At 45.5% G+C, this 14,972-nt stretch carries 11 protein-coding genes and 1 pseudogene; all 12 read right to left on the reverse strand.

The genetic code is table 11. From position 1 onward, the window contains the following. Window positions 1–57 precede the first annotated feature (57 nt). The 12 genes and pseudogenes from NQ117_RS18685 to ftsL all read right to left on the reverse strand — a co-directional run bounded on the left by NQ117_RS18685 (window position 58) and on the right by ftsL (window position 14,972). Complete coding sequence (locus NQ117_RS18685) at window positions 58–846, reverse strand: cell division protein FtsQ/DivIB (RefSeq protein WP_258279537.1); 789 nt, start codon at window positions 844–846, stop codon at window positions 58–60. A gap of 116 nt (window positions 847–962) precedes the next feature. Next, on the reverse strand, window positions 963–2,249 hold the full coding sequence (gene murA, locus NQ117_RS18690; RefSeq protein ID WP_258279538.1) for a UDP-N-acetylglucosamine 1-carboxyvinyltransferase: 1,287 nt from the start codon (window positions 2,247–2,249) through the stop codon (window positions 963–965). 102 nt (window positions 2,250–2,351) lie between these two features. Further along, window positions 2,352–2,429, reverse strand: a pseudogene (locus tag NQ117_RS18695) (hypothetical protein); the annotation flags it as partial. Window positions 2,430–2,758: 329 nt separating this feature from the next. Beyond that, the gene (gene murG, locus NQ117_RS18700) at window positions 2,759–3,865 is read right to left on the reverse strand and encodes an undecaprenyldiphospho-muramoylpentapeptide beta-N-acetylglucosaminyltransferase (RefSeq protein WP_258279539.1); all 1,107 of its coding nucleotides are present in this window, start codon (window positions 3,863–3,865) and stop codon (window positions 2,759–2,761) included. Window positions 3,866–3,870: 5 nt separating this feature from the next. Next, the gene (spoVE, locus tag NQ117_RS18705) at window positions 3,871–4,968 is read right to left on the reverse strand and encodes a stage V sporulation protein E (protein WP_258279540.1); all 1,098 of its coding nucleotides are present in this window, start codon (window positions 4,966–4,968) and stop codon (window positions 3,871–3,873) included. Window positions 4,969–5,010: 42 nt separating this feature from the next. Next, window positions 5,011–6,438: a UDP-N-acetylmuramoyl-L-alanine--D-glutamate ligase gene (gene murD / locus NQ117_RS18710; RefSeq protein ID WP_258279541.1), complete on the reverse strand. Its 1,428-nt coding sequence runs from the start codon at window positions 6,436–6,438 to the stop codon at window positions 5,011–5,013. A gap of 3 nt (window positions 6,439–6,441) precedes the next feature. Then, window positions 6,442–7,386 carry a phospho-N-acetylmuramoyl-pentapeptide-transferase gene (gene mraY, locus NQ117_RS18715; protein WP_375163102.1) on the reverse strand — a complete coding sequence of 315 codons (945 nt, stop codon included), beginning with the start codon at window positions 7,384–7,386 and terminating at the stop codon, window positions 6,442–6,444. Window positions 7,387–7,434: 48 nt separating this feature from the next. Further along, window positions 7,435–8,847, reverse strand: coding sequence for a UDP-N-acetylmuramoyl-tripeptide--D-alanyl-D-alanine ligase (locus NQ117_RS18720; protein ID WP_258279543.1), 1,413 nt, complete (start codon window positions 8,845–8,847; stop codon window positions 7,435–7,437). Then, window positions 8,844–10,331: a UDP-N-acetylmuramoyl-L-alanyl-D-glutamate--2,6-diaminopimelate ligase gene (locus tag NQ117_RS18725; RefSeq protein ID WP_258279787.1), complete on the reverse strand. Its 1,488-nt coding sequence runs from the start codon at window positions 10,329–10,331 to the stop codon at window positions 8,844–8,846. Before NQ117_RS18725 ends, NQ117_RS18720 begins: the two co-directional genes overlap by 4 nt. A gap of 18 nt (window positions 10,332–10,349) precedes the next feature. After that, a complete protein-coding gene (locus NQ117_RS18730) occupies window positions 10,350–12,278 on the reverse strand; it encodes a stage V sporulation protein D (protein ID WP_258279544.1) in 1,929 nt (642 codons plus the stop codon). Between the two features lie 69 nt (window positions 12,279–12,347). Beyond that, complete coding sequence (locus NQ117_RS18735) at window positions 12,348–14,528, reverse strand: penicillin-binding transpeptidase domain-containing protein (protein ID WP_258279545.1); 2,181 nt, start codon at window positions 14,526–14,528, stop codon at window positions 12,348–12,350. A gap of 57 nt (window positions 14,529–14,585) precedes the next feature. After that, window positions 14,586–14,972: a cell division protein FtsL gene (gene ftsL, locus NQ117_RS18740; protein WP_258279546.1), complete on the reverse strand. Its 387-nt coding sequence runs from the start codon at window positions 14,970–14,972 to the stop codon at window positions 14,586–14,588.

A 14,972-nucleotide genomic window follows, 5' to 3' on the forward strand; every position in this document is an offset into this window, starting at 1 on the left:
GAAAAAAGAAGGAACGGATGGGAAATACCATAACGTTTATTCTATCATTTAATTGGTTTATTGAGTAGAGTTTTTTTGTTCGTCTAATACATCGTGATCATTCTTTGCAAGGTTAGTATACGAGATATAGGAGTCTGCTTTCAACATCGTAATACGTCCCGGCTCTTGTGTTTCTACAACACCGCTCAAATAAGCAAGTTTAGTAGGCAATAAATCTACTGTCGTAATGACTTCAAATCCAGAGCGTGTATACATCCTGATCCGATCTGAAAAAGAAGCAGATGGATCATATACGATTTCAGAAATATCTGCAAGCAAACTGTCAGGAATTTGAACCAATTGTTTCGTCAACTTTGCTTTTAATTCAAGCGCTTGTTTGTCTTTCCAGCCCGTTAAAAGTGGCTTTTCCAGCACGACTGCCTTCATCTCGGATAATGAAACACTGCTTCCATTCACTAGAGATGCTAACACTTCACCTTCAGCATCTAGCTCATAGGCAACCGCCTCATACTCTTCTACAAACACTTCTATTTTTCCTGGGAAATGCTTGTTCACTTTAACAGACTCCACAAACGGAAATGTAGACTTAATATTGGCTACTACCTCATTCGCAGAGACCATAAAAAAAGGAGCTCCGGCTACTAAGCCAGTTGTTTCTCCTAACTGTTCTGAAGTAACAAAACTTTGCCCAATAAAAGTAACCTTATCTATTTTGCTTATCGGAGATCGAAAGAATAATACGGCTAGAAGTACGATGCACAAAAGAATAACTAGCCACAATATACGTTTACTTTTCCGTTTGCGCTCAGGCTTGTTAGGCAGCGCTGGAATTGTTCTTGCTTGCAAAAAATTCCATTCCCTTCCATAGTAACAATAATACTTGTCCTACACAATGATAGACATGTACAATTGCACGGAATTACTCTCCCCTCCAATAACGGAGGGGATGCATAAATCAATTCTTATCCGCCATTAGCAAAATCCAACTTAGCTACTGCAGAACCACGTTTGATATTAGCCCCTAACTTGCTAAAGAGCTGCTCAATGCGCTCATACCCACGATCAATATGATGCACATGCTCCACGACCGTCCTGCCTTGTGCTGCCAATCCAGCAATGACCAAAGCTGCACCTGCACGAAGATCCGTCGCTTCAACCGTAGCACCGTACAGACGCGGAGTGCCTTTAACAAAAGCACTGCTCAAATCTACACGAATGTCTGCACCCATGCGAGTCAGTTCATCTACATGCTTAAATCTTCCTTCAAACACGGTCTCTTTCATCGTACTCACTCCGTCGGCAAGCGACAGCAATACCATCAACTGAGATTGAAGGTCTGTTGGAAATGCAGGATACGGAGAAGTTACAATTCGTTCAACCGCCTTCGCACGTCCAAAGCTCGTGACATTAATTATATCATTACTAATAGCTATCTGAACACCAGCACGCCTGAGAATATGAATCAACGAGGTAAGATGAGTAGCATCTGCATTCATAAGTGTGACTGCCCCTCTAGTAGCTGCAGCTGCGATCATAATCGTCCCCGTCACAATTCGGTCAGGAATAATTTCATAACGACAACCATGCAGCTTCTCTACGCCTTCAATGATGATCGTATCGCTGCCTGCACCGGAAACGTTTGCGCCCATCGCATTCAGAAAATTTTGCAGATCCGTAATTTCAGGCTCACGAGCAGCATTCGTAATCACGGTCCTGCCCTCTGCCAGAACAGCTGCCATCATAATATTCTCCGTCGCACCTACACTTGGAAAATCAAGATGGACATCATTACCGATTAATCGTTCTGCCGTACACGAAATACGGTTGCCGACAATCTCAAGCTTGGCGCCTAGACTTTGCAAGCCCCTCAGATGCAGATCAATCTTCCGTTCGCCGATCGCGCAACCACCAGGCTGATAAATATGCACCTCTTTGAATCTGGCTAACAGCGACCCCATTAAGAAGATGGAAGACCGCATTTGCCGCATCAGTTCTTCTGGAACATGTGAACCATGAATATGATTGTTGTCCAGAATGACGGTATGACCTTCTTGCGTCGCTCTGCATCCTAGGCGTCTGAGGATGTTAAGCATCACATCAATATCCAGCAGCTTAGGAATACGATCCAACTGGATAACACCGTCAGTTAAGATGGCAGCTGCCATAATAGGCAATGCGGCATTTTTCGCTCCTTGGATACGAATGGTTCCAGAAAGGGGCCTTCCACCCTCTATCACCAATTTGTCCAATGTATCACCTCCGAGATTACCGCTCACCCACCACCAATAGGTTGGATTTCAGCTTTCACAGGCTTTTTCAGCCATTCACCGAATTGCCTGCTGAATTCATACTATTAGGGTGAGCACGTCAGACGCTGTTGCTTGCCCGGTGTTTACAATGAAATTGGCCTGCTGCGTGGAAGTGGAAGCTGCGCCCCGACGACGATCCCCTCACTGCCAATTCCCCTGTCTCCAGTACAACCTCAGCTGATTGTGAGATTCGTGACTCCTCATATCCATGTGCATCGACATACCTATTAACGGCTCGCCAATCTTATTGGAGATGCCCTAACCATATTCGAAGCTCTAATGCGCACACCTTTCTGCACTGCTCAATACATATTAGCAGTATGGACACATAGCCAATTAGGTCATGTAGGATGTTGTCACGATTTATAAACCATAGTATGTCAGCGGATTATGTTGTGTGACAGACGCCTAACGAGTGATATGTCCGAAAATAGCAAAAAGGGCAAATGTCATTTGCCCTTTAGTCTTAGCATTTCATTTACGATTCGAGTTGCCGAATCAGGTTGTCCAAACGCTTTAGCCTGTTCAGACATTTGCTTCCGCTTGTCGTCATGGTTCAATAACTGTTCAATTTGGCCAAATAGTGCAGCAGCGTTGAGCTGAGATTCCTTCACCATAATAGCAGCACCAGCTTGCTCCAATGAACGTGCATTCGCTTCTTGATGATTGTTCGTCACGTTAGGTGACGGAATCAAAATAGAAGGGATACCAAGCGCGGTTAATTCAGCCAAAGAAGATGCGCCTGCACGACTGATAACAAGCGTTGTTGCAGCCAACACTTCAGGCATGTTAGCAATGTAAGGAAGAACATGCAAGTGGTTGCGAATGCTTTGGCTGCCTGCTAGAACCGCCTTGCGCGTCTCCTCATAATAACCTTGCCCCGTCACATAAACGAAATGAACATCAGGAAGACGCTTCAAGTGAGGAAGCATCCCTATCATGGCTTCGTTTATAGCCTTCGCTCCGCGACTCCCCCCTACAACCATAACAATAGGACTGCTAGGAGGTAAACCAAGTGATGCATATCCGCGTTCACGACTCGCTTCTACCACTTCCGTAGCACGCGGGTTACCCGTGAATAGAACATGATTGGCTTTTGCAAAATACGATTTCGAATCTTCAAAACTTATCGCAACCGTATCTACATAACGGCTTAAAAACTTATTCGTCAAGCCTGGGATGACATTTTGCTCATGAACAATAGTAGGGATCCCCAGCTTAGCTGCAGCATATACAACGGGCCCGCATACATAACCACCCGTTCCAATAACTACATCAGGCTTGAAATCTTTCAGCATCTGTTTCGCACGACGAACACCTGAAATAAATCGAAGCACCGTCTTCACATTTTCTAATGAAAGCTTGCGTCTGAAACCTGTAATATCAATCGAGGCAAATGGAATACCCTGTTCTGGGACAAGCTTACTTTCCAATCCTCGTTCTGTTCCAATATATAAAAAAGTGCTGCTGGGATCGCGTTTTTCGCACTCCCGCGCGATGGCCAGTGCAGGGTAAATATGTCCCCCTGTTCCTCCGCCGCTAAGGACGACGCGCATGTAATTCACCTCGCATAACGTGATATGTTAAGCAATATGCCAAGAGCCGTCAGCATCAAAGTGAGAGAAGATCCTCCGTAGCTAATTAACGGCAGCGTAATGCCTGTAACTGGCATCAAACCGATAACGACCCCCACATTGATTAAGACTTGTACCGCAACAATTCCTACGATACCTACAGCAAGCAAGCTTCCAAACATATCTGGTGCCGCGAGCGCTGCCCGCATCCCCCGCCATACTACAATCATAAATAAAATTATAACTGCTGTACAACCAATGAAACCAAGCTCTTCTGCTAGGATAGCGAATATAAAGTCCGTCTGTGGTTCTGGCATATAACTATATTTTTGGCGGCTCGCTCCAAATCCTAATCCTGTCAAGCCGCCTGGACCAATCGCATAAAGCGACTGAATAATTTGATAACCCGAACCAAGTGGGTCTTTCCAAGGGTCGAGAAAAGCTGTAATGCGCAGCAATCGATAGGGTGCTGCCAATATGAGAGCAACAAATCCTGCAACCCCCACTAAAGCTAGAGACATCAAGTGCTTAATACGAGCTCCTGATATGTATATAACCAATAACGATGCCCCTACCATAACGGTGCCTGTGCCAAGGTCTGGCTGCAACATAATAAGTCCAAAGGCTGTCCCCATAATAAGCAGCGCAGGCATTAACCCTTTGAGAAAATTCGCTATGGTATGCTGAGATTCGGAGAGGCGATAGGATAAATAAACAACCATAGCAAGTTTCATAAACTCAGAAGGCTGTATACCAAACGATCCGATTCCAAGCCAACTTCGCGCACCACCACGTACAACTCCTAATCCCGGAATTAATACGATGATTAACAAGGCAAAACATATAACCAATCCGACTTTAGCATAACGTTTCCAGATGTGATAGTCTACGTTCATCGTGACAAACATCGCTGCTATCCCCAACGCAGCGAATAACAGCTGACGCTTCACAAAATAATACGAGTCTCCATAATCATGAAAAGCAAGTACTGAGCCTGCACTGTACACCATGACGATACCGATCGCGAGAAGCGATACAACGGCAACGATTAGCCACCAATCGGGCGCGGTTTTAGCTTTGACCATGCGGTACACCTCATTGGACAATGTAGAGGCTTGAACACCCCTCTACTTAAGAGTATGCACCGCTTCCTTAAACATTCGTCCACGCTCTTCATACGAAGGGAACATATCCCAACTTGCACATGCTGGAGACAGTAAAACAAGATCACCTGACTGTGCAAATTTTTCCGCTTCACGAACGGCTTCTTGAATAGCAAGCGCTGCATCATCCACAGTGTCGACGACATGAATCATTTTCAGACCTGCCTGTTCAGCTACGCTGCGCATAATATCACGTGTCTGACCCATCGTTACAATTGCTTTGACTCGCTCTGAGAAATAAGGAATAAGTTCTTTGAAATCTAGTCCACGGTCTAAACCACCTGCAATAAGAATAATAGAGCCTGGGAAAGCCTCCAACGCCATTTGTGTTGCTATCGTATTTGTCGCTTTGGAGTTATTGAAGTACCTTACGCCATTGCGCTCTCGTACCCACTCCAAACGATGTTCCACTCCTTTGAACTGCTTCAGCGGCTCTGCGAGCTGCTCAGGACGCGCTCCAGCTGCCAAAGCAATAGCACATGCTGCCAACGCGTTATCCACGTTAAAACGTCCAGCCAATCCGATTTCAGCTACATCGATAATCCGATGCGTCACTCCTGCTTCATCACGGAACATTACATGACGAGGGGTAAGATCCGTCGTTCCTTCAGCTCCATAGGAAGGCTCCACATACGTACCCACCGCTACCTCGTTGGATGAGGAAAACTTCCATACACGAGCCAGGATACGCAATGCTGCCAACTTACACATGGCATCTTCTGCATTCAATACCGCAACATCATCAGCTGTCATATTGGCAAACAATTTGAGCTTCGAGTCTACATAATCATCCATTGATCCATGATAGTCAAGATGGGTCTCCACTACATTCAACAACGCCGCTACACGCGGCCGGAATGAGGTTGTCCCTTTTAACTGAAAGCTGCTTAGCTCCAATACAACCGTCTGATCCGCAGCTACCATAGGTGCAACTCCACTGAATGGAGTCCCAATGTTGCCCGCAACCAGTGGCTTCAACTCTGCCGACTCAAGCATTTTGCCTACCCATGTCGTTGTTGTTGTCTTACCGTTGCTGCCTGTTATACCGATAATCGGAGCCTGACATAAATGATAGCCCACCTCAATTTCGGTTACGATCTCGATTCCAAGAGCCAGTGCCTGCTGAACAGGCTCTGCTGTATATGGAATTCCCGGGTTCTTTACAACGAGGGATACTTGGTCATGAATAAGACCAACAGGATGCCCTCCCAATACAACACAAATGCCCAAAGCTTCTAGTTCAGAAGCTTCGGGACATAGGTGTCGTTCTTTCTTATCATTAACCGTGACATTTGCACCAAGCGCATGAAAACGCTTTGCTACCTCAGAACCGCTTTTCGCCATCCCAAGGACAACGATTGATTTACCGCGATACGTGTCTGGTTGATTCATCGATTACAACCCCTTGTTTATCCATAGTCCAAGTCCAGCCAACACAATGCCAGCCGCCCAGAACGTAATGACGACGCGCCATTCAGACCAACCTGACAATTCAAAGTGATGATGGATAGGACTCATTTTGAATACGCGCTTGCCTCGAGTTTTGAAAGAGATAACTTGGATAATAACGGATAGCATCTCCACTACGAACACTCCTCCAATAATGATAAAGAGAAGTTCTGTTTTCGTAAGAATAGCCACTGCCGCCATCGCGCCTCCAATACCGAGCGATCCCGTATCTCCCATAAACACTTTGGCTGGATGCGCATTGAATACCAAAAATCCTAGCACCGCTCCAACCATAGCAGCTGCACAAACAGCTGCACTGATCTCCGACGATTGCAAAGCGATAATAGCAAATGCAGCAAACGCGATTGCGCTGGAACCGGATAATAAACCATCCACTCCATCTGTAAAGTTAACTGCATTGCTTATCGCCATAAGCATCAAGACGACAAAAATATAGTAGAACCAACCTAAGTCAAGACCTACGCTTGTGCCTGGGATACCAACGAAAGTACTGTGGTTCATCTTAATGAGCAAAGCACACACAATTCCGGCAAAGAACAGCTGTCCAAATAACTTCTGCATCGCCGTTAATCCTAGTGAGCGACGAAACACAATTTTAATGTAATCATCCAAAAAGCCAATAAGGCCGTATCCTAGTGTTGCTACAAGCAGCACATAGAAATCTGTATTAATAACAGAGAACTTCAAATATGCCAACGTAAAAGCAAGTAAAATAATAATACCGCCCATCGTTGGTGTCCCTGCTTTTTTCAAATGAGCCTTTGGCCCGTCATCACGCACTTGCTGACCGAATTTTAACCTACGCAGCAACGGAATGCATAACGGGCCTAATATAACGGCTAGGATAAACGATACTCCGACTGTCATCATGATTAATTTGAAATCCAATCCTTACACCTCCCGCTACGCCTGACCGGTTTAATGCTGAGCATGTATCCAGTCTTTCACAACTTCCTCAAGTTTCATTCCCCGAGACGCCTTCAATAGAACGACATCTCCTTCTTTGACGATTGCAGCAAAGTAATGTTGCAACTCATCCTTGCTATCAAATGCCCGAACAGCGTCTGCCGATAACTGCGTTACCGCACCTTCTGCGATAAATTTACCGAGTCTGCCAAACGTCAGTACGACATCCGACATCTCTGGTGTAATCGCAGTACCTACCTCATAGTGCAGCTGTTCTTCTGTTTCACCAAGCTCCAGCATATCTCCCAAAATCGCAATTCGCTTCGCCGCATCATCCTTGGGCATTGCTGCCAATACTTGCAGCGCGGCTTTAGTAGCCGTTGGACTTGCATTGTATGCATCATTCAACAATATCCAACCATCACGCGTCACCGTCTTTTCGATACGCATACCAGATATTCTAGCTCGCTCAAGCCCCTCTGCAATGAGTGGCTGCGGCACACCAAAATGCTGCGCAACTGCAATGGCAGCCAATGCATTCATCACATTGTGCTGTCCAAGAATCGGTAAACGATACATCATAGGACCGAACGCTTCTGACGATAATGTAAAGCTGATTCCCTCTTCAGACTGCATAATAGCATCTGGCTTATAGTCACAATAAGCTTGCAAACCAAACTTAACCGTCTTCATGAATGCAGGTTGAACGGTCTCTTTTTCCTCCAGTACTTCAGTTATCAGTGGTTCATCTCCATGACAGATAAACAATCCGCCTTCACGAAGGCCACTAATAATCTCAAGCTTGGCTCTAGCAATTTCCTTACGGGAACCAAGTTGCAGTAAATGAGCGTCCCCCACATTGGTCACAATCGTAACATGCGGATTGACGAGCTTAGTAAGCAGCTCAATTTCCCCACGTCCACTCATGCCCATTTCCAAAACTGCAATTTGCGTATCCTCAGCCATATTAAGCACAGTAAGCGGCAAGCCAATATGATTGTTGAAGTTCCCATCTGTCTTATGCACACGATAACGTGCAGACAACACAGACGCGACAAGATCCTTCGTCGTCGTCTTACCGTTACTTCCTGTCACAGCAACAATCTGTACAGGAAGCTCTTGAATATAGGACTGCGCTAATTTCTGCAATGCAGTTAATGTATCCTCCACTAGAATAAGCGGAAGATCCACATTGGGCTGCGGGTGATCATTTTGCCAAAACGCTGCTGCCGCACCATCTCTAATAGCTTGTTCGACGTAAACATGCCCATCAAAGCGTTCCCCTGACAACGGAACGAATAGAGCACCTATATTTTTTTGTCGTGAGTCTGTATATACACCTTTAACCGCGATGTCAGCGTGAGTTGGATGGACCAACTCACCGCCGCACATCACAGCGATAGCTGCTAAACTCCGTTCATTCACAAACCCGTTCCCCTTATCGCTTCCTCGGCAACCTTACGGTCATCGAAGTCAAGTATTTCCGTTCCAATGATTTGGTAAGTTTCATGCCCTTTCCCCGCAATCAATACTACATCGTTAGGGCTTGCCATTTCAATAGCTTTTGTGATCGCTGCTTTACGATCAACGATTAGCTCATATCGTTCTTTACTTACCTCGTCAGCCTTCAGTCCTTCTTCGATGTCAACCAAAATAAGATCCGGAACCTCTGTTCTTGGATTATCCGAAGTGACCAACAAATAATCTGCATAACGAGCAGCAATCTGTCCCATGATCGGACGCTTCTTGCGATCACGGTCTCCGCCGCAGCCAAACACACAGAAAATGCGACCTTCCGCAAATTCTTTCACCGTCTGCAATACGTTTTCAAGACCGTCTGGCGTATGCGCATAGTCAACAATGACAGAGAACTCCTGGCCTGCTTGAACAGCCTCTACACGACCTGCAACACCTTGCAGCGACTCTAAGCTCGTCACAATAGCAGACAGTTCAATCCCTTCAATAAGGCCAACAGAAATCGCAGCAAGCGCATTGTACACGTTGAACTTACCAACCATACGAAGTTGAATGTCGGCATTGCCTTTAAAGGTACGCACATGGAATTTCGTTCCTTGAGCTGTAATGCGAATATCCGTTGCTCTTACGTCTGCACCTTCATTCAGTCCATACATAATCGTTTCTGCAGTTGTCATGCGCTTAAATACAGCGCTAGCTTCATCGTCAGCATTCAGTACTGCATAAGAGCGTTCTTGCTCATTAGCAGCGTAAGTGTTGCCAAGGCGAGAGAAAAACAGTCCTTTCGCATCACGATATGCTTCCATCGAGCCATGATAATCCAGATGATCCTGAGTTAGATTTGTAAATACAGCCACACGGAATCGGCTTCCCGCCACTCGAAGCTGCTCAAGCGCATGAGATGATACTTCGATCGCGCATGCTTTCACATCTTGATCCGCCATATCGCGCAAAGAACGTTGAAGCTCATAGGAGCTAGGCGTAGTACCAGACATCGGGAATACTTGACCTGCATAACGCATCTCAATTGTTCCGACAACACCTGTTGAGATCGCAGCATCTTGCATGATGCGCTCAATCAAATACGTAGTTGTTGTTTTCCCATTCGTCCCCGTTACACCTATCAACTTCACTTCTTGGCTCGGATAACGATAGAATGCATTCGAAATAACTGCCAAGGCATGACGAGCATCCTTTACGATCAATTGCGGGATATCCAGCTCCAATTGACGTTCTACGACAAGCGCTGCTGCACCTTGTTCAACAGCCTTAGGCGCATATTGATGACCGTCTTGTACGTTTCCTGAAATACAGAAGAACAAGTCGCCTGCTTGAACGAGACGCGAATCAATTGCAATGCCTGTAAATGTTATCATTTCATCTCCAATTAACGTGGAGGTTAGTAGTGTGGAAGCTGCTTCAGTAAGAGTCATATTTGTCGTTGTCATCTATCATTCCTCCATCTCTTCTCCCATGTAAATACGTATCGTTGAACCTTTCTCTACACGGGTTCCCGGCTTTGGTGCTTGGTGAATGACCGTTTGTCCTGAACCGGATTTGGATAATAAAAAGTTCGTGTTCATATCTTCGTATAAATCTGACAAAGTTTTACCCACGAGATTCGGTACCGTTACAAGAGGCTGTTCATCAAAACGGTACTCTCTTGGCACTTGCTTCTCACGCGGCTTAACGCCAAGAACTTCTAATGAATCGGCCATAATCCGCTTCACAATCGGGGCCGCAATAAGTCCACCAAATTGAATGCCTTGCGGGTCATCAACCGCTGTATAAATTACAATTTTCGGATCGTCTGCAGGTGCAAATCCGATAAAAGAAACGATATGCTCATCAGGCGAGTACTTACCATTAATAACCTTTTGAGCTGTACCTGTCTTGCCTCCAACACGATAGCCGTCGATGAATGCATTGCGACCTGTCCCCTGTGCTACGACATGTTCCAGTGCATCACGCACTTTAGCAGATGTTTCAGGAGAAATCACTTGCTTTACCATCTCTGGTTCAATATCATCTACGACCATCCCAGTCTCTGGATGGATAAACCGCTTAGCTATATGCGGCTTATACCATTTACCGCCATTAATGGCCGCAGATACTGCCGCAATCTGCTGAATCGGAGTAACAGATACCCCTTGTCCGAACGCAGTCGTCGCAAGTTCAACGGGTCCTACACGATCCAACTTAAAAAGTATACCGCTTGCCTCACCACTTACGTCAATACCTGTCTTCTGTCCGAATCCAAAATTGCGTATGTATTCAAACAGCTTTTCTTTCCCTAGTCTATTGCCTAAGGCGACGAATCCAGGGTTACAGGAGTTCTCAACAACTTCTAGAAACGTTTGACTGCCATGACCGCCTTTCTTCCAACAGCGCAGACGCGCCCCCCCAATCTCAACACGACCGGGATCGAAGAAATGCTCATTTCTCAAATCTACTTTACCTTCTTCTAATGCAGCAGCCAATGTAATAATTTTGAAAGTTGAACCCGGCTCAAATGTCATCCATACCGGTAAATTTCGATTGTAAACATCTGCTGGATATTCATTGAAACGTTCAGGTGAATAATTAGGACGACTAGCCATCGCCAATACTTCCCCTGTGTTCGGGTCCATCGCAATCGAGACAATATGTTTAGGATTCAGATCCAACATTGCTTGATCTAACTCCCGCTCCATTATTGTCTGTATATCTTTGTCAATCGTCAATTGTAAATTCAAACCATCTCGTGGCTGCATATACTTTTCACTTGAATTTGGCATCATTCGCCCAGCTGCATCGGTAAGAAAAGATACATTGCCATTCTTGCCGCTTAAGGCTGAATTATAGCGCTCTTCCAGTCCGGATAACCCTTGATTGTCTATACCTGTAAACCCAAGTACATGACTTGCTAAATCGGTATAGGGATAATATCGCTTGTTATCCTCAGATACGACAATCCCTGGCAAGCGCAGCTCCCGAATTTGCTTTGCCTTTTCAACTGAAATCTTTCGCCCGCCAGGTTTAAGCTTCATCGTCAATTGGCGTGTCGTAATGACGCGCTTAATCTCTTCTGCTGGCATGCCGAGAAGCGGAGACAGCTTAGCCGCTGTTGACTCCGCATCTTTAATCTGAGCAGGAACGGCAATAACGCTGGGAGAACTGACATTATAGGCAAGACGATCACCATCCCGATCTACAATCTCACCACGTTTCGCTGTAACCGGGATATTCCGTCTCCAAGACTCCTCTGCCTTCGCACTGATTTCATCCCCTTGCCACAATTGTACAATAGCAAGTCGAATAATAAGAGCAATAAATCCAACTGTCATAAGCGCAATGCCGATCACGAGACGATTGCGCACCGTCGTTGCTGACACTTTCACGCCTACCCCTCCTTTGTCCGACATTGGTTCATAATCAACCTATTCGAATCAACTGAGGGATAGAACAAGCTACTTGCTCTTCGGTGCCAATTTTACATATACGGAACGCTGCCCGCCTTCATTTTTCTCTTCATAGGAAGTAACAAAGCCTTCACCCTCGACATGCACTTTCCGATCCAGTAAGGAACATATCTCCATTACATCTCGCAGTGATTTGCCTTTTAGATCAGGCAGCGACATTTTCTCAGCCTCACCCGTTAGCAAATACAGATGCTGATCAGTAGCAAGCCATTCGCCTGCTTTAGGGACTTGGTCTTTTATCGTAGAACCGTTGCCTAGCATCTCATACAAAATACCTTGTTCAGCAAGCTTCTTCTTCGCCTCAGCAGGCTTTAACCCTTTTACATCAGGTGCTTTGACAAAATTGCTCTCGCTGCTCTTCGAGCTTACTTTGTTTCTCTCTTGCGTAGTAGGGACACCCATATAGCGAAGGGACTTGTACACAATGTCCTTGAACATAGGAGCCGCTACCATTCCCCCGCCTGTATAGATATAATCCTTCGGATCATCTACAACGATAAGAACGACAATTTGAGGGTCCTCAACAGGCGCATAACCGATAAAGGACACAACCGCACGCTCTTTGTCATATTTCCCATTAACAACTTTGAGCGCCGTACCTGTCTTTCCAGCAGCACGGTAGCTTTCCATATAGGCATTTTTACCCGTACCTATCTTTTGATCGGAAACAACTTGTTCCAAATATTCGCTAACTTGTTTCGCAGTCGACTCATCGATTACTTGCCTAACCATTTCTGGCTTACGCTGCTCGACAGTACCGCTAACCGGATCCTCAATTTTCTGGACGATATTCGGCTTCATCAATTTACCACCATTCGCAACGGCGGAAACAGCCATAATTTGCTGAATGGGGGTAACCGTTACTTGGCCGTGACCATAAGTGGCAGCAGCGTAATCTGCTGGGTATTGAAAGCCAAGGTAACCCTTATTCTCTCCAGGCAGTTCAATGCCTGTTGGTACACCGAAGCCAAACAATTCGATATAAGATTTAAAGGTTTCTTTTTCCATCTGCTCGTATCCGAGCTTAACGAAAGCAACGTTACTTGAACGCTTCAAACCTTCCAAATACGTAATCGTACCCCAACCGATATTGTTATGATCGCTAATTCGACGACCTCCCGCTCGAATAGAGCCGGATTGGAAGTAAGCATTCGGATTAAATATTTTTTCTTGCACCGCTGCAGCCAAGGTCACAATCTTGAACGTAGATCCTGGCTCATACCGTGATTGTACCGCATGGTTATAGAACGCCGACAAGCTTTCCGCTTCCCAATATTGATTCGGATCAAAGGTAGGCATATTCGCCATTCCTAAAATATTTCCTGTCTTCGGATCGGCTGCAATGGCGGTTATACTTTGCGGACGATACTGGTTGTATACTTTTTGCATCGAGCTTTCAATATATTGCTGTATCGTTTGGTCAATCGTCAAGTAGACGTTCTTTCCATCCTTTGCAGGCTTATACATTTCCGAAGCAGAAGGCAGTTTATTACCAATACGGTCTTTCTCATAATAGACACTGCCATCTTGCCCGCTCAATACATCGTCAAACATAACTTCTACGCCGCCAACAGGCTTCTCTTCCTTGTCCAAATAACCAAGAACATGGGACGCCATGTTTCCTTTTGCATAGAACCGTTTGCTGTCAGGCATTAAATATAAGCCGATGTCCGCCTTTCCGGTTTGCTTTTTCAAGTCGGAAATGAACGTACTCAGCTTATCAGCAGGTTCTTGATCAATTTTCCATCCTTCATTTCGGACTTCACGATGAATCACATACTCCCCAGCCGCACCCTTTTTTCGCGTTAACTCATAGATCTCGTCCTGGGGTTTGCCGAGCACTTGATGAAGCTGCTCTACGATAAGCTTTTCAACGTCAATATTTTTTTCGATCAACTTGTTGTCCGTACGCAACGTCTGAATGACTTTAGGATTAACGGCTACCGTGTATGCGGGAGCGTCCATTGCCAACACATTGCCCTGTTGGTCGTAGATCGTACCCCGCTTTGAATCAAGCACTTTGTTAGCAGACCACGATTCCTTAGCTTCCTCCATCCAAAAGTCCACATTCCATACTTGATACCAAAACAACCGACTAATTAAAATAACAAAAAAGAGGGAGAATATCCCTCCAATAAAAATCGTTCGTAATTTGATGCGCTTAACCATACCGTACTCCTTATTGTCTGCACTTGTTGTTAATGGCAGGCATCTTCCCAAACTCCATTAACGTGTAATTTTAGGTGCAATGATGTCATTTGGCTTATCTGACATTTCTAGACCTTTATCTTTAGCGAACTGCTCAATTCTTGCCCAATCGGACTTTTTCTCTTTCTCTACTTTAAGCACATTCGCTTCAGCGTGCAGAGTCTCCGTCTGACGTTTAAGCGTCTGCACATTTTTATTGGTCTCATAGATAATGGCATAACGATAAATGAGCACGCTTGCGATCATGACACAGAACACAATCGTGAACAAATACAGCAACTTCTCCTTTGCCGACAACGTCGACTTGCGGGGAGCCTGTTGCTTCTTATACGGTTGACGCTCACGTTGTCGTACAGGTGGCTTGTACTTCGGCTTAACAGCCAAGTTGCCTCTTACATATGCCAT

Source organism: Paenibacillus sp. SC116, assembly GCF_024733555.1.
In the GTDB taxonomy this organism is placed as follows: domain Bacteria; phylum Bacillota; class Bacilli; order Paenibacillales; family Paenibacillaceae; genus Paenibacillus_B.

Bases quoted from the DNA above. Each gene is read 5' to 3' on its own strand.
- murG (WP_258279539.1), bottom strand. From the start codon at position 3,865: ATGCGCGTCGTCCTTAGCGGCGGAGGAACAGGGGGACATATTTACCCT.
- spoVE (WP_258279540.1), bottom strand. From the start codon at position 4,968: ATGGTCAAAGCTAAAACCGCGCCCGATTGGTGGCTAATCGTTGCCGTT.
- murD (WP_258279541.1), bottom strand. From the start codon at position 6,438: ATGAATCAACCAGACACGTATCGCGGTAAATCAATCGTTGTCCTTGGG.
- mraY (WP_375163102.1), bottom strand. From the start codon at position 7,386: ATGATGACAGTCGGAGTATCGTTTATCCTAGCCGTTATATTAGGCCCG.
- NQ117_RS18725 (WP_258279787.1), bottom strand. From the start codon at position 10,331: ATGACTCTTACTGAAGCAGCTTCCACACTACTAACCTCCACGTTAATT.
- NQ117_RS18735 (WP_258279545.1), bottom strand. From the start codon at position 14,528: ATGGTTAAGCGCATCAAATTACGAACGATTTTTATTGGAGGGATATTC.
- ftsL (WP_258279546.1), bottom strand. From the start codon at position 14,972: ATGGCATATGTAAGAGGCAACTTGGCTGTTAAGCCGAAGTACAAGCCA.